Here is a 17261-nt window from a genome sequence, read left to right on the forward strand (position 1 = left end):
CGGGCGCTACTGGACGGTCACGCCGACGGCCTTGCCGACCGAATCATTCCAGCGCGCGACCCATTCCGCGCCGGCGCGGCTGGCCCAGTCGGGCAGAACCTCGTCTTCCAGCACTTTCCGCGCCGCCGCGAGATCGGCCTCGGACGGCTGCACCAGCGTCATCGAGGCCGCATCGCCGGCCGCACATTCGCCCTGGCCCGTCAGGCAGGCGATGTCGCCTTCCAGCCCGCCTTGCGCGGCGTCCCAGGCGGGCGCTTCCAGCCCCTCGGCCACGGCCGATTTCAGCATCGACTGCTGATCCCCGGAAAGCCCGTCGTAACGGTCGCCATTCATCGCGATCACCACCGGATCCCAGCCGCCCAGCGGCAGCACCATCAGCGTGTCCGTCACCTCCCACCAGCCGGCGGAATAGCCAGACCCGGCGCCGGTCACGGCACAGTCGATCACGGCCCGCTCCAGCGAGCCGGGCACTTCGGAAAAGGCGATGTTGACGCCTTCCGCGCCCAGAGCCTCCAGCAGCTTGGTCGTCATCCGGCCCGAGCCGCGGATCTTCTTGCCCTCCAGATCGGCCAGCGAACCGACCTCGCCCTTGCAGAACACGACCTGCGGCGGATAGGGCGCGATGCCCAGAACCTCGGCATTGAAGCGATTGCGCATGATCTCCTCGACCATCGGGCGGGCGGCCTTGACCATGCTTCGGGCCTCGGCGGGCGTGTTGGCGATCAGCGGCACGTCCAGACCTTCCAGTTCGGGCGCATCGCCGACCGTGTAATCGGCCACGGTCGAGCCGACATCGAAGACCCCGTCGCCCAGCATCCGGTAGACATCGGCGCCGGCGATGCCCATCTGGTCGAAACTGGTCAGTTGCGCGGTGAATTCGCCATCCGTCATCTGCGGCAGCTTCTCGGTCCAGAAGGGCGACTCGAAATCCTGATACAGCGGCAGGTTCGACCAGCTTCCGACGACGGCCAGTTCCTCGGCCATGGCCGGCGAGGCCAGCAGCGCGGTTCCGGTCAGCAGGGCTTTTGCAAGTTTCATGTCAGTCTCTCCTGTTGGGTTTTTATGGGCAGATCGGCATGGACCCCGGTCAGCCGCGCCGTCGCGCGACCGGCGGGAATGTCGGTGACCAGCATGTGGCCGGGCGCATGGGTGATCGCCAGATCGGGCCGGGCGGCGGCGATTGCGGCCTGTGGCGTCACCCCGCAGGCCCAGAAGACCGGAATCTCGCCCTGGCGGAACTCGGGCGGGTCGCCGTAATCGGGTGCCATCACATCCGCGATACCGATCAGCGCCGGATCGCCCAGATGGACCGGCGCGCCATGGGCCAGCGGAAAGCCCGCGCAGATCTGCACGGCCTCGATCGCCTCGGCCGCCCGCATCGGCCGCATCGATACGACCAGCGGCCCCCAAAAGCGCCCGGCGGGCCTGGTCGGCAGGCTGGTGCGATACATCGGCACGTTCCGGCCGGTTTCCTGATGCCGCACCGCGATCCCGGCGCGCAGCAGCGCATCCTCGAAGCTGAAGGAACAGCCCAGCGCGAAGGACACCATGTCATTCCGCCACAGATCGGCGATGTCGGCCGGCTCGTCGGCCAGCGCGCCCCGGCGCCAGACGCGATAGCGCGGCAGATCATGGCGCAGGTCGATGCCGTCGCCCAGCGCCGGCAGCGATGGATCGCCAGGCTCGCCCACGGCCAGCAGCGGGCATGGGCGCGGATTGGCCTGGCAGAAGCGCAGGAAATCGGACGCCTCCTCGCCCGGCAGGATCACAAGATTGGCCTGCAACGCATCACCGCAAAGGCCCGCCGTAGGGCCATCGAACAGCCCGTCGCGGATCCGGGCGCGCAGAATGCGCGGATCGGCAAGACGGGGCTGGGGTTGCGGCTGGGGCTGGATCATCCGGTTCTCCTCTCCGACAAGGATTCCTGACGAAACCGATTGAATCAAGCGCTCACTTATCCGCAATATTGATCGCGCCCGGTGATCACTTCCTCGCCGCGTCCAGTGCCGCGCGCGTTACCGCGCGTCCGATTTCCTCATTGCGTTCCGGCATGTAGCAGATGGCAAAATCCAGATCGGGCAGCCGCGCCTCGGGCCGCACCGCGATTTCCTCCAGGCCCGCATGGGGCCAAGCGTCTACGATGTCATGGGGAATCGTGCCGATGCCGAATCCCTGCCCGACCAGGTGCAGCACCGTCGCCAACGAGGCCGATCCGTGGATCGCCGCTGCCTGCCGGCGCCCCGGCGACAACAAATCGGCTACCCGCCGGTGCGGCAGTGTCGTCTTGGGAAAGGACACGATCGGCAGCGCCGCCAGGTCGTCGATCCCGGCCGGGCGCGGCAGGTCGAAATGCGCGGGCGCCACGAACCAGCCCAGCGTCACCGGCGGCAGCGGCGTCAGGTTGATCCCGCGCGGCGCCTGATCGCGCATCATGATCGCCACGTCCAGCCCGTCCGCGACCAGCATCTGCGCCATCTGTTCCGAAGTATCGACCGAAATTTCGAACCGCAGTTGCGGACGGCGCGCGCGCAGATCCGTCAGCATGCGGGGCAGGACCGTATGCGTCATCGTCTCGGCCACGCCCAGCCGCACGACGCCCGCCATCAGGCCCTGCGTCAGTTCGCCCAGAATCCGGTCGCGCTGAGCGATCAGGATCTCGGATTCCTCGACCAGGCGGCGGCCGGCGGCGGTCAGACGCACGCCCCGGCCGTCGCGTTGGAAGATGGTCATGCCCATCCGGTCCTCCAGATGCCGCACCCGTCGCGAGATCGCCGATTGCGCCAGCCCCAGCGAATCCGAGGCGGCGCGAAATCCGCCATGGCGGGCAATGGCGCGGATGATGGCAAGGTCGCGGAAGCCGAACATTTCCGCGACATGCGGCCGTGGGCGACGCCAAGTCAAGCCCGCCCGCGATTGACCCGCCAGCGCCCGCGACCCATATGTGCCGCAGCGCAGCATGAGGTCCGCGCCATGTCGCAGATACCCCATCCCCCGGATTTCGGTCCGCCCCGCATCCGCCTGCGCGGGCTGGAAGGCCGCGACCGCCATGACCATGCAGCACACCTGCTGCGGCTGTCGCCCGAAGACCGCCGTGCCCGCTTTCACGCGGCGCTGACGGATGACGCGATCCGCGCCTATTCCGACGGCGTTGACTGGGACCACGCGCTGATCTTCGGCGCTTTCGTGGGCGGCGTGCTGCGCGGTCTGGGCGAGCTGATCCCATGGCCGGCTCGGGACCAGGGCGAGGCGTCCTTTTCCATCGAGCAGCCCTTCCAGCAGATCGGCCTGGGCAAGCGGCTGGTGCTGGCGACGGTGCTGGCCGCGCGCCGCGCGGGCCTTGGCCGAATCCACATGGATTTCATCGGCGACAACCGCGCCATGCGGGCGCTGGCCCGCGACGTGGGCGCGGTCTCGGGCCGCTCGGACGGGATCATCCATGCGATCAAGGACATTCCCCGCCGCGGCCTGCGCGCGGGTTAGACGGGCGGTGCCGGTCGGCGCATGCCGTTCCCGAAAAACGGCTGTTTGCGCCGGGGAATGTCGTCGGCTCAGATCGCGGCGGCCCACAGGCGGAACCGGCGCGTGCCGGTCGCCTCGCGCACGAGGCCCATCCTCTCCAATCGCGCCAGCAGCCGCTCGGCCGTGTCGCGGCTGATGGCGCAGCTTTCCTCGACCATGGCCGTGCTCATCAGCGGATGGGCGGCCAGCGCCGCCACGATCCGGGCCGCGTTGGACCCCTTGATTGCCTCTGTCTCGACGCCGGCGCGCGCGGACCATGCCGCGACCCGATCCAGATGCGCGAGCGCCGCCGAGGCGCCATCGGCCAGCGCCGCCAGATGCCGTCGCAGGCGGTGTTTCGGCGGCCCCTCGTCAGCGGGCTGCCCGGCGCGTCCCATCGGCAGGAACGGCAGGCCCGGACAATCCGCGGCCATGCGCCGCGCGATCCAGACCGCCGCCTCGATCGGCGCGTTCTCGGGCGACAGATCGTAAAGCCGCCACAGCAGCCGCAGCGCGGGCGCGCGGGCCAGCGGATGCAGCGGCTCCAAGCCCCGGACGGCGGCCAGAAATCCCTCAGCCGCGTGGTCGAAGGCCCGCCCCGACAGCCGCCCCAGCGGCGCCTCGGGCGCATCGACGCCTTCGGCCCGGTGCAGGCCCAGAAAGCCGCGCAGATCGGCCGGATCGCCCTGTCCTTCCAGCCGCCGGACGGCCCACCGCGCCTGCGCCATCGCATCCAGATCGGTGCCGGCGCGGGCGGCCATCAGGTCCAGGCCGATCTCGTGCCGGGCCAGCGGCGAGCCCTGCGCCCACAGCATCGCCTCGGCCTCCAGCAGCGCCAGCCGCCTCAGCGCGCCGGCCCGCGCCGGTCCCGTCATCGGCGTCAGCCGCGATTCCAGCCGCCCGGCGGCCAGCCCGGCCTGCGCCAGTGCAAAGGCGCAATCGGCCTGCGCCTCGCGCCACGGCTGCGGATCGAACAGGCTGCGCCGATCCGCCATGGGCAGTGGCCAGTCCCGATCCTCTTCCTCGAAATCCCAGCTCATCGGGGCAGGATACGCGCCTATTCGCGCCGCCGGAATAGCCGCGCGACGATCGGCGCCAACAGGATCACGATCATGATCCGCAGCAGGTGGTGGCTGACGACATAGGCCAGATCGGCGCCGGCGATGATCGCGATCACGGTCATCTCGGCCTGCCCGCCCGGCAGGAAGGCCAGAAACGCCTCCAGCCCCGGCGCCAGGCCCAGCGTCACGATCCCCTCGATGAAAACCAGGCTGATCAGCGCCAGCACGACGGCATAAACCAGCCCCGCCGTCACGTCGATGCGCAATTCGCGCGCCGAGATGCCGACATATTTCACCCCCACCGCGATGCCGATGAAGAACTGCGCCGCCTGGATGATCTCGGCCGGGGGGCGGTTCTGGACGATGCCGCTCAGCGACAGGATCATGGTCAGGATCAGCGGCCCCAGGATCGAGGCGCCGAACAATCCGGCCCGTTCCGCCAGCTTCCAGCCCAGGAAACCCGCCGCGACCATGAGCGCGATCTGGGACGCCGAATAGCCCGCGATCGAGGCGCCCGGCGGCCGCGCCAGATCGACGCCCCAGTAGATGCGCATGATCAGCGGCGCCACGGTCACGATCACCAGCACCCGCGTCGCATGAATCAGCGACAGCGCCCGCACGTCGCCGCCCGCCTCTTCGCCGAAGACCAGCATGTCCTGAAGGCCGCCCGGCATCGCCGCATACCAGGCGGTGGCATGATCGAAGCCGAAGACACGCCGGAACAGCGGATAGCCGACCATCGCGATGATCGCGATGAAGATCGGCACCAGCGCCAGCGAGGCCGCGATTTCGGGCAGGCCGGCCAGCACTTCAGGGGTGATGGATGCGCCGACCGCCACCCCCAGGAAGGTCCGCATGAAGGTGCTGAAGCCGCCGGCGCCGCGCAGGGGGGCGCCCAGCAACGCCGCGATCAGGCATGCCAGCATCGGCCCCAGCAACCAGGGCAGGGGCAGGTTCAGGACCAGAAACAGCCCCGCCCCGGCCAGAGCCAGCGCGAAGGTCACGATCATCCGGCCAGGCCGGCCTATGCGCGCAGGTTTCTGCATGATGTGCAAAGCCTTTGCCAGAATGCGCCCGGGGCGGCAAGCCGGCGCACCGGCCCCTTCGATGCCTTTGGAACAGATCCGGCCCATCCGGACTTGACCCTTTTGCATCCTGATGTATACGACTGGATGCATGACCGAAAGTCCGAAATCCGGATCAGGCGACGGCATGCGGCGCACCCTGCAGGGTGAGGGCGTCTATGACAGGCTTTGCGAACAGATCCGGTCGGGCACGATCCGCCCCGGCGCACGACTGACCGAGACCGAGCTTGCCGCCCGCCTCGGCGTCAGCCGGACCCCGGTGCGCGAGGCGATCCGACGGCTGGAGGCCGACGGCCTGGTCGATCACCAGCCCCGCAGCGGCGCCGTCGTCCGACAGCTGGCCTATCCCGAAATCATGGAGCTTTACGAGATGCGGACGGTGCTGGAAGGCACCGCCGCGCGGCTTTCGGCCCGCGCCGCCTCGCCGATGGAGCTGGAGGCGCTGCGTTCGATCAACGCCGAGATGGCCCGCGCGGTCGAGGATGCCGCCCGCCTGGTTCGCCTGAACCGGCAATTCCACGCCCGGTTGCTGGACGCGGCGCGCAACCGGTTCCTGCTGCGCGCGGCGGCCAGCGTCGAGAACACGCTGCTGATCCTGGGCCCCTCGGCGATGGCTGCGCCGGAACGCGCCCGGCAGGCGGTCGAAGAACACGAGGCGGTCCTCGACGCTCTTGCCGCCCGCGACGGACAGCGCGCCGAGGCCGCGATGCGCGAACACATGGAACGCGCCCAACTGACCCGGCTGCGCATCCTGAGACAGAAAGACGAGGCGGAACGTGACTGACGGTCTTTCGCGATCGCTGGCAGGGCAAACATGGGACGTGGTGATCGCCGGCGGCGGCAACGCGGCGCTCTGCGCGGCGATCGAGGCGGCCGAGGCGGGGGCCCGGGTCCTGATCCTGGAAGGTGCGCCCCATGCCTATCGCGGCGGAAATTCGCGCCATACCCGCAATTTCCGCTGCATGCATCACGGCGATCTGGGTCCGCTGGTCGAGACCTATGACGAGAAGGAATTCTGGCAGGACCTGCTGCGCGTCACCAGGGGCGAAACCGACGAGGAACTGGCCCGGCACGCGATCCGCAACTCGGCCGAATGTCTGCCCTGGATGCAGGCCCATGGCGTGCGGTTCCAGCCCTCGCTGGCGGGCACGCTGTCGCTGGACCGCACCAATGCCTTCTTCCTTGGCGGCGGCAAGGCGCTGGTCAATGCCTATTACCTGACCGCGCAGGACCTGGGCGTCACCGTCGCCTATGACGCGCAAGTCAGCCATGTCGGCATCGAGGGAGGCCGGGCCACCCATGTCATCGCCAGCATCGGCGGCCAGATCATCAGCATCGCCGGCCGCGCCTTCGTGCTGGCCTCGGGCGGGTTCCAGGCCGATATCGACTGGCTGGCCCGCGCCTGGGGCCCGTCCGCGCGCAATTTCCTGATCCGCGGCACACCCTATAATCGCGGTGTCCTGCTGCGGGACATGGTCGATCAGGGTGCGCTGACCGTGGGCGATCCGACACAATGTCACGCCGTCGCCATCGACGGGCGCGCGCCGAAATTCGACGGCGGCATCGTGACGCGGCTGGATTGCGTGCCCTTCTCGATCGTCGTCAACAGGGATGGCCAGCGATTCCATGACGAGGGCGAGGATGTCTGGCCGAAACGCTATGCGATCTGGGGCCGGCTGGTCGCCGAGCAGCCCGATCAGGTCGCCTATTCGATCATCGACAGCCGCTCGATCGACCTGTTCATGCCGTCGGTCTATCCGCCGATCACCGCCGACACGATCCCGGATCTGGCCGGCAAGCTGGGCCTGCCGGTCGATGCGGTCGCCGACACGATCGCCGGTTTCAACGCCGCCTGCCGCGAGGGCCAGTTCCGCCCGCAGGAACTGGACGGCCTGGCGACCAGCGGCCTGACGCCCGCCAAGACGAACTGGGCGCGCGCCATCGAGCAGCCGCCGTTCTATGCCTATTCCCTGCGCCCCGGCGTGACCTTCACCTATCTGGGCCTGAAGGTGGACCGCCATGCCCGCGCGACCGGTCCCGAAGGGCCTTACGAAAACATCTGGAGTGCCGGAGAGATGATGGCCGGCTCGATTCTGGGTCAGGGCTATCTGGCCGGGTTCGGCATGACCATCGGCACCGTCTTCGGACGCATCGCCGGACAGGAGGCCGCCGCCCATGTCGCTTGACGTCACCCTGCAGACCGATCCCGGCGCCATTTCGGACGATCCGGTGCAGGAAGCCCGGCGCCAGATCGAGATCTGCAATGCCTGCCGCTATTGCGAGGGCTATTGTTCGGTCTTTCCGGCAATCACCCGCAACAAGGTCTTTGCCAGCGGCGACATCACCCAACTGGCCAATCTGTGCCACAATTGCAGGGGATGCTACCATGCCTGCCAATATACCGCGCCGCACGAATTCGACCTGAACCTGCCAAAGGCTCTCGGCGCCGCGCGGGTCGACAGCTGGGAACGTTTTGCCTGGCCCTCGGGGCTGGCCCGCCTGCTGCAAAGCCACGCGGCCGGGCTGGTCGTGGCCATCGTGCTGGGCATCGCTGCGATGATCCTTGCCATCGCCGCCCTGCCGGGCGAAGGCCCGGGCTTCTATGCTTGGCTGGGCCACGGCGCGATGGTGGCGATCTTCCTGCCGGCCTTCCTGTTGCCGCTGGCGGCCATCGCGATGGGATTGCGGTCCTATTGGCACGAGGTCGGCGGGCAGGCCGTCACGCTGCATGATCTGCGCGAGGCCGCGATCTCGGCCGGGACGATGCGGAACCTGTCGGGCGGGCAGGGTCAGGGATGCAACTTCGAAAAGGGCGAACGCTACAGCAATGCCCGGCGTCATGTGCACCAGGCGATCATGTACGGGTTCCTGCTGTGCTTCGCCGCGACCAGTGTGGCCACGGTGATGCACTACCTGCTGGACATGCCGGCGCCCTACGGCCTGTTCTCACTGCCCAAGCTGCTGGGCATTCCCGGCGGCCTGCTGCTGGTGGCGGGCTGCTTCGGCATGATCGTCCTGCGCGGCAAGGCCGATCCCGGACTGGGTGCGCCGGGCCGGTCGGGGGGCGAGAATGCCTTCATCTGGACGCTGGGTCTGGCGGGGTTGACCGGACTTGTCCTCTACGCGCTGCGGGGCACGGCGCTGACCGGCCCGTTGCTGGCGCTGCATCTGGGGCTGGTGCTGGCCTTCTTCCTGGTCACGCCCTATTCCAAGATGGCGCATGGCTTCTACCGGATGGCGGCGCTGGTGCGCGAGGCGCAGCTCCGCAGACTTCGCTGAGACCGGGCTCGCTCAGGCGGGAAAGACATGCCCGTCGAACAGCTTGCGCGCGGTGCGCATCGCGCCGGCGCGGGTTACGCGGCCCTGATCGTCGCGCTCCAGCCGCAGCTGGGCCGCGCCACCCGGATGTTCGACGGCGACTCCATCGCCCTGCGGCATCCGCGCGACGGATGCGGCGGGCGATCCGGGCAAGGTGCAGGCCGTCGCCACGCTGACGGCCGCGAACACCCCGATCGAGGCATGGCAGCGATGCGGAATGAAACTGCGGGTCGAGATGGCGCCGCCTGCCTGCGGGGCCGAAACCAGCGTCATCTTGGGCACCGATTTCTCGCGCACATCGCCCAGGTTCATCATCGGCCCCGCCTGCAGCCGGATCGCCTCCAGCCGCGTCTTCAATTCGGCATCGGCATCCAGCGCCTCGCGATCCTCGCATCCGGTCCGGCCGACCGCATCGGCGCGCAGGATCACGCAGGGCATGCCGTTGTCGATCAGCGTGCATTCGATCCCGTCGATCACATCGACCGCCTGGCCGCTGGGCAGCAGGGCACCGCACATGGACCCCGACACGTCGTCGAACATCAGCAGGATCGGGGCGTGCTGCCCCGGCACACCGTCGATGCTGCAATCGCCCGCATAGCTGACCCTGCCATCGGGGGTCTGAACGATGGCCGTCGCAATCTCGCCGGTATTGACCATGTGGATGCGAACCGGTGTCTGCGCGCCTGCGACGCGGACCAGGCCTCGTTCGATCGCGGCCGGGCCGACCCCGGCCAGGATATTGCCGCAACCCTGCGCGGCGCTGACCAGGGCCCGGTCGACGAAGACCTGAAGGAACAGGTAATCCACATCCGCATCCGCACGGCTGGGCCGCGACAGGACCGCGACCTTCGAGGTCAGCGGGTCCGCGCCCCCGATCCCGTCGATCTGTCGCGGATCGGGGCTGCCCATGATCGACAGCAGCAAGGCGTCGCGGCCGGCCGGATCGGCGGGCAGGTCGTCCTTCAGGAAATACGCCCCCTTCGATGTGCCGCCGCGCATCCACAGGCAGGCAATCCCGTCCTCGTCGCGCATCCTTTCAGCCCTTCTTCGTTGTCCAAATACCCTTTCTTGGCTAGGCGGCCGCGCTCGGCCCGCCGCGGCCGGACCGCCCCCGCCCCTCAGATGTAGCGCAGCCCCTTCGCCTCCAGCCTGCCGCGCATGTCATCGATGTCGAGGCCAAGCTCGCCGGCGGCAAGTCGCTGCCGCTTGGCCTCCTCGGCCTCGATCCGCTTGCGGGCAGCGGCCAGCACGGTCAGGGCTTCGGCGCGGCGGATGACGCAGACGCCGTCGTCATCGGCCACGATCACATCGCCCGCCTCGATCGCCTGATTGCCGCAGGTGATGGGCACGTTCACCGATCCCGGCGTTGCCTTCACGGTGCCCTGCGCGCTGATGGCCCGCGACCAGACCGGGAATCGCATCTCCGTCAGGTCGCGGACATCGCGGACGCCGGCGTCGATCACCAGCCCCCGGCAGCCCCGCGCCATCGCGCTGGTCGCCAGCAGATCGCCGAAATAGCCGTCCTCGCAGGGCGAGGTGGGGGCAAGAACCAGGATGTCGCCGTCGCGCAACTGCTCGATGGCGACATGGACCATCCAGTTGTCGCCGGGCGGCGCGCTGATGGTGACGGCACTGCCGGCGATGCGGGCGCCGGGATAGATCGGCCGCATCCGGCTGGACAGACAGCCACGACGGCCCTGGGCCTCGTGAACGGTCGCGACGCCGACCTCGGACAGACCGGCGATGACTTCCGCGTCGGCGCGGACGATGTTCTGGACGACAACAGCCATGAATCAGCCTTTCCAGGGTTTCCGCAGCATGGCTTCGATCGCCACCCTGCCGATGATCGGGGCCTCAGGCATCACAATTCGTCCACGGTTCGGGGAAAGATCGACTGGAATCCTTCGGCATATCGGCAATCGCGCCCGCCCGACTGGCCGCCGGAATTGCGCTTGAAATGGTTGGCGCGCTGCTGCGCCACGCGGGTGTAATATTCCCACAGATGGGCCTGTCCGTTCATCTGTTCCATCGCGGCCCGCTTCTGGTCCCAGACCGGGGTGATGTCGAGGAAGGTGTCGGGTTTCCAGCCCATCTGTTCGGTCTGGTGCGGCTCGAACAGGTAAAGCTGCGGTGCGCCCAGCACCTTCTGGCCGGGATCGTGACCCCAGGCCTGCGCGACCATGCGACATTCCAGCACCACCTGGGTCGTCTGCATGTGGTCGGTGTTGTAGGGATCATGCTGGCTGTGGCTCAGCATGAAGCGCGGCTGCACCTCGCGAATCAGGTCGACCAGCCGGAACTTGTCCTCGCGGTCCAGATGCAGCGGGTAATCGCCCAGATCGAAACATTCCAGCCGGTGCACGCCCAGCACCTCGGCCGCCGCCTCGGCCTCGGCCCGGCGGATTGCCTTGATCTGGTCCAGCGCCTTGCCGTCCTTCCACAGCCGCGCGCTTTCGCCGCGTTCGCCAAAGGACAGGCAGGCCACCGTCACCTGATACCCCATCCGGGAATGCAGCGCGATGGCGCCGCCGCAGCGCCAGACGAAATCCGCGGCATGGGCGCTGAAGACCAGCGCGGTTCCGGGCTCCGGCATTCCATTCTCCCTGAGTTGTGCTGCCGACCAGATCGCATCCCGGCCCCACCGCAGGCAATTCAGAAATCCACGCCAATGCATAAGTTCCGGCTATGACGGGTTGGCGGGCGCGGCCCGGCGGGGCAATATTCCGCCAGGTTTCGAAAGGAAATCGACATGAGCGCAGAAATCGCCTTCATCGGCTTCGGAGAGGCCGGCCGCGCGGTCGCGAAGGGCTGGCGTGACGAGGGCTTTGCCGGTGCCATCGCGGCCTGGGACACCAAGCTGGATGGCGCCCAGGCGCAGCCCCTTCGCGATGCCGCGACGGATCTGGATGTCGCCTGCGGGCCGGCCGCGGCCGTGCTGGCGCGCGCGCGGCATGTCCTGTGCCTCGTCACCGCCGATCAGGCGGTCGAGGCCGCCCGGCAGGCGGCGCCGCATCTGGCGGCGGCAAGCGTCTGGTATGACGGAAATTCCTGCGCCCCCGACAGCAAGCGCGAGGCGGCGACGATGATCGGCGATGCCGGCGCAACCTATGTCGATATGGCGATCATGGCGCCGATCCGACCCCGGTTGCACCGCACGCCGCTGTTGATCGCGGGCCCCGAAACGGCGCTGGACTTCCTGGATCGCATGAACATGCAGTATCGCTGGCGCGGCCCCCGCATCGGTTCGGCCTCGGCGATCAAGATGATCCGCTCGGTGATGATCAAGGGGATGGAGGCGCTGGCCGCGGAATGCCTTCTGTCGGCACGACGGGCGGGCGTTCTGCAGGATGTGCTGGATTCGCTGCAAGCCTCCGATCCGGCCACGGACTGGGCGGCGAAGGCCGCCTACAATACCGAACGGATGATGCAGCACGGGCTGCGCCGCGCCGCCGAGATGCGCGAGGTCGCCAAGACCGTCGAAGGGCTGGGATTGCCCGCGGATCTCGCCCGCGCCACGGTGGCATGGCAGCAAAGGATCGGCGATCTGGGCCTGCACGAGCGCGAGGGCGACCTGATGCAGCGCCTGGCGATGATCGAAGAGGCGCTATGCCTGTCGGCAATCTCCGCCACCTGAGGGTCTTCCTGGCGGTCGCAGAGGGCGGCTCGGTCAGGCGGGCCGCAGCGGCGGGGCTGGTGTCGCAACCGGCCGTGACGCAGGCCATCGCCAAGCTTGAATCGCAGGCCGGCACGGCCCTGTTCCGGCGCACCCGGCAGGGCCTGTTCCCGACCGAGGCGGGGCGCCTTTTCCAGCATCGCGCGGCCCGCGCGCTGGCACGTCTGGACATGGCGATGTCCGACATCGCGCCGCGGCTTCGGACGACCGCGACGCGGGCGCAGCTGACCGCGCTGATCGCCGCCGTCGAGACGCAGAATTTCACGCTGGCGGCCTACCGGCTGGGGATCGCGCAGCCCACCCTGCACCGGGCGATCACCGCGATCGAGGCTGCTGCGGGGCGGGCGCTGTTCCAGCGCAGCGCGGTCGGCGTGGCGCCCTCGCGGCCGGCATCGGCGCTGGCGCTGGCGGCGCGACTGGCCTTTGCGGAGCTGGATCAGGCCGTGGCCGAGCTTGCGGAACTGGAAGGCCGCGAGGTGGGTCGGATCGTCATCGGCGCGCTGCCCCTGTCGCGCGCCCATGTCCTGCCGCGCGCGCTGGCCCGGTTTCGCCAGGACCGCCCCCGGCAGCCGATCCGCATCATGGACGGGATCTATGGCGATCTTCTGGCGGGGCTTCGCCGGGGCGAGATCGACCTGATCATCGGCGCGCTGCGTCAGCCGCTTCCGGTCGGGGATGTGGTGCAGGAACGCTTGTTCGATGACGTGCTGGCTATCCTTGCCGGGCCGGATGATCCGCTGATCCACAATCCCGCGCCGCTGTCGGCCCTGCGATGTCGGCCCTGGCTTGTCGCACGGCGCGGCACGCCGACCCGCGATCTGTTCGAGGCGCTGTTTCGCGACTCGAATCTCGATCCGCCGGCCAGCATCATCGAGACCGGATCGGTCATCCTGATGCGCGAGATGGTCGGCGACGGCCGCCATCTGGCCTGCGTGTCGAAAGCCCAGGCCGCGCGCGAGATCGAGCGCGGGATCGTGGCGGAACTTCCGTTTCCCGGCCTGCCGGTGCCGCGCCCCATCGGCCTGACCCTGCGCAGCGGATGGCAGCCGACACGGGCGCAGCAGGCCCTTCTGGATGCAATCCGCGCGGCGATCTGATGCCTGCGTCGCGCCGCCCGGACCCCTACTGTACACAATAATGAATGATTGTTGACTTCTATGTAGAGTGATTCTCTACTCATTTCTGCGGATTACATAACACAATAATGGAAATCAGGGAGCTTCACATGACATTTCGTGCCGTCTGCCTGGCCGGCTCGGCCGTGCTTGCCTTCGCGGCCGCGGCGCCGGTCGCCGCGCAGGGAACCGTCGAGGTCGCCATCGTCGGCGATCCGGACACGTTCGACCCGATGATGTCCACCAAGGATGTCGTCAGCATCGTGACGCAGCATTTCATGGAAACGCTGTACACCTTCGATGACAACTGGGCCGTGGTGCCGCTGCTGGCCGCAGACATGCCCACGATCAGCGAAGATGGGCTGACCTACACGATCCCGCTGCGCAAGGGGGTGTCGTTCCAGGACGGTTCCGCGATGGACAGTGCCGATGTGCTGGCCTCGCTGCAACGCTGGGAAAAGGTCGCCAGCCGCGGTCAGGGCATCGCCGACAAGATCGACAGCATCAAGGCCGGCGGCCCGAACGAGATCACCATCACCCTGAACGAACCCTATTCGCCGTTGCTGTCGCTGCTGGCCTTCTCGAATTCCGCCGCCGTGATCTATCCCGAGGAGATCATCGCCGACACGATCGACAAGCCCATCGGCACCGGCCCCTACAAGCTTCAGGCCTATGAGCCCGACCAGTACACGCAACTGGTCCGCTTCGACGGCTATACCCAACCCGGCGAAGCGGCGGGAAAGCGGCAGCAGATCCCCGACGAGATCCGCTTCGTGCCCGTGCCCGACACCAGCACGCGGGTCGAGGGGCTGCTGTCGGGACAGTTCGACTATGCCGACAGCCTGTCCACCGAGGCCTATGACCGCATCGCGAAATCCGAGGTGGCCGAACCGGTGCTGCTGGAACCCTTCGGCTGGCCGATCTTCGCGGTCAATCACAAGAAGGGGCTGATGACCGATCTGAACATCCGTCGCGCGGTGCAGGCCGCGCTGCCCTTCGACGACATGCTGTTCGCGGCCTTCGGGGACGAGAAATTCTTCCAGACCGACGGCGCCTTCTATCCCGAGGGCTGGACATGGCGCAACGACGCGGGGACCGAACTCTACAACATCAACGATCAGGAAAAGGCGGCCGCATATCTGAAAGAGGCCGGCTATGACGGCACGCCGCTGCGGATCCTGACCTCGCGGCAATACGAGTTCCATTACCAGATGGCCGAAGTGGCGCGGATGGCGCTGGAGATGGCCGGCTTTACCGTGCAGATGGACGTGGTTGACTGGGCCACGCTGGCGCAGAATCGCGACAACCCCGACCTGTGGGACATGTATATCACCCATTCGCCCTTCCTGCCGGAACCGGCGCTGACCTCGTCCTTCTTCGCCACCGCGCGCGAGGGCTGGAACAATCCCAAGAAGAACGAGATCCTCGACCGCTTCACCCGCGAGACCGATCCCGAAAAGCGCAAGGCAATCTATGCCGAATTGCAGAAGGTCGCCTACGAGGACGTGGGTCTGATCAAGGTCGGCAATTTCAACGCGCTGCAGGGCAAGGCGAAAAACCTGTCCGGTGTCAGGCCCTCGCCCTGGCCGGCCTTCTGGAACGCCAGCACCGCCGAATAGGGTCGAAACGGGTCGCGATCCTTGCGGTCGCGGCCCGCGCGCCCCGGAAAGCCCGGCCCCCGAACACCGCCCGCAAGCGAGATCGCCCCATGAGTCGCTATCTTCTTCGCCGCCTGATCGGCATGGTCGTCGTCATCTTCCTGGTGCTGACCATCGCCTTCGTGCTGGTGCGCCTTGCGCCGGGCGATCCGGCCTCGCTGCTGCTGGGCCCCGATGCCACGCCCGACGAGGTGGTGGCGCTGCGCAGGCGTCTGGGTCTGGATCAGCCGATCCTGGTGCGATACGCGACCTTCGTGGGCAACGCGCTGCAAGGCAACCTCGGTGAATCGCTGTTCTTCAACCAGCCGGTGACGCAGGTTCTGGCCAGCCGGGCCGAGCCGACGGCCTTTCTGGCACTGTTTTCGCTGCTGGTGGCGCTGGTCATCGCCACGCCCATCGGCATCTGGGCCGCCTATCGGCGCGGATCGGTGCTGGACCAGGGCTCGATCACCACGGCGATGCTGGCGGCCTCGGTCCCCAGCTTCCTGACCGGTCTGATCTTCCAGCGCTATCTGGCGACCGATCTGGGCTGGTTCCCGGCCTCGGGCTATGGCGGCGCCGGCGCGGGCTTCGGCACGCGGATGTGGCATCTGGTCCTGCCCTCGATCACGCTGGGCATCACCAATTCGGCGCTGATCCTGCGCTTTACCCGCGCCTCGATGCTGGACATCCTGGGCGAGGATTACGTGCGCACCGCCCGCGCCAAGGGCATGACCGAACGCCGCGTCGTGCTGCGCCATGCGCTGAAGAACGCGGGCATCCCGATCATCACCGTGATCGGCCTGACCTTCGCGCTGCTGGTCAGCGGGGCGGTGGTGACCGAACGGGTCTTCAACCTTCCCGGCATGGGCAACCTGGTCGTGAACGCGGTGCTGCGGCGCGATTACCCGGTCATCCAGGGCACGCTGATCGTGGTCGCGGGGCTTTATGTGCTGGTCAACCTGCTGACCGATCTTCTGTATCTGGTCGTCGACAAGAGGGTGAAATACTGATGGCCGCCGCATCCCCTGCAATCGCCGCGCCGTCGTTCCGCAAGCTGCTGTTCCAGCGGCCGGCGGTGGTGGTGGCGCTGGTCGTCTTCGTGCTGATCGTCGCCGCCTGTTTCCTGCTGCCGACGCTGGGCGTGACCGAGATCGGCGGCATGTCGGTGCGCAAGCGGCTGACGCCGCCGGGCGCCGAATACTGGCTGGGCGCGGATGCCTTCGGGCGCGACCTGCTGGGCCGCTTGCTGGTCGCGGGGCAGACCTCGCTGGGGATCGGCCTCGGCGTCGCCGTCATCTCGTCGGCGGTGGGTATCGTGATCGGGCTGGCCGCGGGCTTTTTCCGGCGTCTGGACACGCCGCTGTCGCGGCTGATCGACGCGATGATGGCCTTTCCCGACATCCTGCTGGCGCTGTCGCTGGTGGCGATCTTCGGCGGCACGATGGTCAACGTGATCCTGGCGCTGTCGGTCGTCTATGCGCCGCGCATCGCGCGGATCGTGCGTGCCTCGACGCTGGTCATTCGCGAACTGCCCTATGTCGAGGCCGCCCGCGCCCTGGGCACCCGGACGCCCAGGATCATGGTCACGCATGTGCTGCGCAACATCATGTCGCCCATCCTGGTGCAGGCCACCTTCATCTTCGCCTATGCAATGCTGGCCGAGGCCGGGTTGTCCTTTCTGGGCGTCGGCGTCGATCCCAGGATCCCCACATGGGGCATCATGGTGAACGAGGGCCGCCGCTATATCGACACTGCCTTCTTCCTGATCCTCTTTCCGGGTGCGGCCATCGCGCTGTCGGTCCTGTCGTTGCAGATCGTCGGCGACGGCTTGCGCGATGCGCTGGACCCCAGACTTGCCAAGGAGACCTGAT

The 17261-nt window shown here is 67.9% G+C and carries 17 protein-coding genes; 9 read left to right on the forward strand and 8 right to left on the reverse strand.

The window, feature by feature from the left end; translation table 11 throughout:
- Positions 1-6: 6 nt before the first annotated feature.
- The 3 genes from AC13CR_RS12375 to AC13CR_RS12385 all read right to left on the reverse strand — a co-directional run bounded on the left by AC13CR_RS12375 (position 7) and on the right by AC13CR_RS12385 (position 2865).
- Positions 7-1038 (reverse strand): TRAP transporter substrate-binding protein, encoded by a 1032-nt coding sequence (locus tag AC13CR_RS12375; RefSeq protein WP_292956368.1) that lies wholly within the window; start codon positions 1036-1038, stop codon positions 7-9.
- Positions 1035-1898 (reverse strand): putative hydro-lyase, encoded by an 864-nt coding sequence (locus AC13CR_RS12380; protein ID WP_292956365.1) that lies wholly within the window; start codon positions 1896-1898, stop codon positions 1035-1037. Before AC13CR_RS12380 ends, AC13CR_RS12375 begins: the two co-directional genes overlap by 4 nt.
- Before the next feature lie 85 nt (positions 1899-1983).
- Positions 1984-2865, reverse strand: coding sequence for a LysR family transcriptional regulator (locus tag AC13CR_RS12385; RefSeq protein WP_482900838.1), 882 nt, complete (start codon positions 2863-2865; stop codon positions 1984-1986).
- Between the two features lie 105 nt (positions 2866-2970).
- Here AC13CR_RS12385 and AC13CR_RS12390 point away from each other — a divergent pair, with 105 nt between their 5' ends.
- A complete protein-coding gene (locus tag AC13CR_RS12390) occupies positions 2971-3480 on the forward strand; it encodes a GNAT family N-acetyltransferase (RefSeq protein WP_292956359.1) in 510 nt (169 codons plus the stop codon).
- A gap of 68 nt (positions 3481-3548) precedes the next feature.
- On the opposite strand, the gene AC13CR_RS12395 is transcribed toward AC13CR_RS12390, so the two are convergent.
- The gene (locus AC13CR_RS12395) at positions 3549-4538 is read right to left on the reverse strand and encodes a hypothetical protein (RefSeq protein ID WP_292956356.1); all 990 of its coding nucleotides are present in this window, start codon (positions 4536-4538) and stop codon (positions 3549-3551) included.
- A 17-nt stretch (positions 4539-4555) separates the two neighbouring features.
- Positions 4556-5569 (reverse strand): AbrB family transcriptional regulator, encoded by a 1014-nt coding sequence (locus tag AC13CR_RS12400; protein ID WP_292956353.1) that lies wholly within the window; start codon positions 5567-5569, stop codon positions 4556-4558.
- 148 nt (positions 5570-5717) lie between these two features.
- On the opposite strand from AC13CR_RS12400, the gene AC13CR_RS12405 reads away from it, so the two are divergent.
- Genes AC13CR_RS12405 through tcuB form a run of 3 tightly spaced genes read left to right on the forward strand, consistent with a single transcriptional unit; the run spans position 5718 to position 8923 of the window.
- Positions 5718-6428 (forward strand): GntR family transcriptional regulator, encoded by a 711-nt coding sequence (locus tag AC13CR_RS12405; RefSeq protein WP_482919996.1) that lies wholly within the window; start codon positions 5718-5720, stop codon positions 6426-6428.
- Positions 6421-7830: an FAD-dependent tricarballylate dehydrogenase TcuA gene (tcuA, locus tag AC13CR_RS12410; RefSeq protein WP_446232467.1), complete on the forward strand. Its 1410-nt coding sequence runs from the start codon at positions 6421-6423 to the stop codon at positions 7828-7830. The genes AC13CR_RS12405 and tcuA overlap by 8 nt, the downstream gene beginning before the upstream one ends.
- Positions 7820-8923, forward strand: coding sequence for a tricarballylate utilization 4Fe-4S protein TcuB (gene tcuB / locus AC13CR_RS12415; RefSeq protein WP_292956344.1), 1104 nt, complete (start codon positions 7820-7822; stop codon positions 8921-8923). Before tcuA ends, tcuB begins: the two co-directional genes overlap by 11 nt.
- Positions 8924-8935: 12 nt before the next feature.
- On the opposite strand, the gene AC13CR_RS12420 is transcribed toward tcuB, so the two are convergent.
- The 3 genes from AC13CR_RS12420 to AC13CR_RS12430 all read right to left on the reverse strand — a co-directional run bounded on the left by AC13CR_RS12420 (position 8936) and on the right by AC13CR_RS12430 (position 11555).
- The gene (locus AC13CR_RS12420) at positions 8936-9994 is read right to left on the reverse strand and encodes a 4-oxalomesaconate tautomerase (RefSeq protein WP_292956341.1); all 1059 of its coding nucleotides are present in this window, start codon (positions 9992-9994) and stop codon (positions 8936-8938) included.
- A gap of 86 nt (positions 9995-10080) precedes the next feature.
- Positions 10081-10752, reverse strand: a complete 672-nt coding sequence (locus AC13CR_RS12425; RefSeq protein ID WP_292956338.1) for a 4-carboxy-4-hydroxy-2-oxoadipate aldolase/oxaloacetate decarboxylase — start codon at positions 10750-10752, stop codon at positions 10081-10083.
- Positions 10753-10823: 71 nt separating this feature from the next.
- Positions 10824-11555, reverse strand: coding sequence for a PIG-L deacetylase family protein (locus AC13CR_RS12430; protein ID WP_292956335.1), 732 nt, complete (start codon positions 11553-11555; stop codon positions 10824-10826).
- A gap of 156 nt (positions 11556-11711) precedes the next feature.
- Between AC13CR_RS12430 and AC13CR_RS12435 the strand changes: the two genes are divergently transcribed.
- The 5 genes from AC13CR_RS12435 to AC13CR_RS12455 all read left to right on the forward strand — a co-directional run bounded on the left by AC13CR_RS12435 (position 11712) and on the right by AC13CR_RS12455 (position 17260).
- Positions 11712-12596, forward strand: a complete 885-nt coding sequence (locus AC13CR_RS12435) for an NAD(P)-dependent oxidoreductase (protein WP_446236661.1) — start codon at positions 11712-11714, stop codon at positions 12594-12596.
- Positions 12569-13732: a LysR family transcriptional regulator gene (locus tag AC13CR_RS12440; protein ID WP_446236179.1), complete on the forward strand. Its 1164-nt coding sequence runs from the start codon at positions 12569-12571 to the stop codon at positions 13730-13732. The genes AC13CR_RS12435 and AC13CR_RS12440 overlap by 28 nt, the downstream gene beginning before the upstream one ends.
- A gap of 128 nt (positions 13733-13860) precedes the next feature.
- Positions 13861-15369, forward strand: coding sequence for an ABC transporter substrate-binding protein (locus tag AC13CR_RS12445; protein WP_292956326.1), 1509 nt, complete (start codon positions 13861-13863; stop codon positions 15367-15369).
- Positions 15370-15458: 89 nt separating this feature from the next.
- Positions 15459-16400 (forward strand): ABC transporter permease, encoded by a 942-nt coding sequence (locus AC13CR_RS12450; protein ID WP_482900839.1) that lies wholly within the window; start codon positions 15459-15461, stop codon positions 16398-16400.
- Complete coding sequence (locus AC13CR_RS12455; protein WP_292956320.1) at positions 16400-17260, forward strand: ABC transporter permease; 861 nt, start codon at positions 16400-16402, stop codon at positions 17258-17260. Before AC13CR_RS12450 ends, AC13CR_RS12455 begins: the two co-directional genes overlap by 1 nt.
- Position 17261: the final 1 nt, after the last annotated feature.

It is taken from the genome of Paracoccus sp. L-17 (assembly GCF_056857655.1).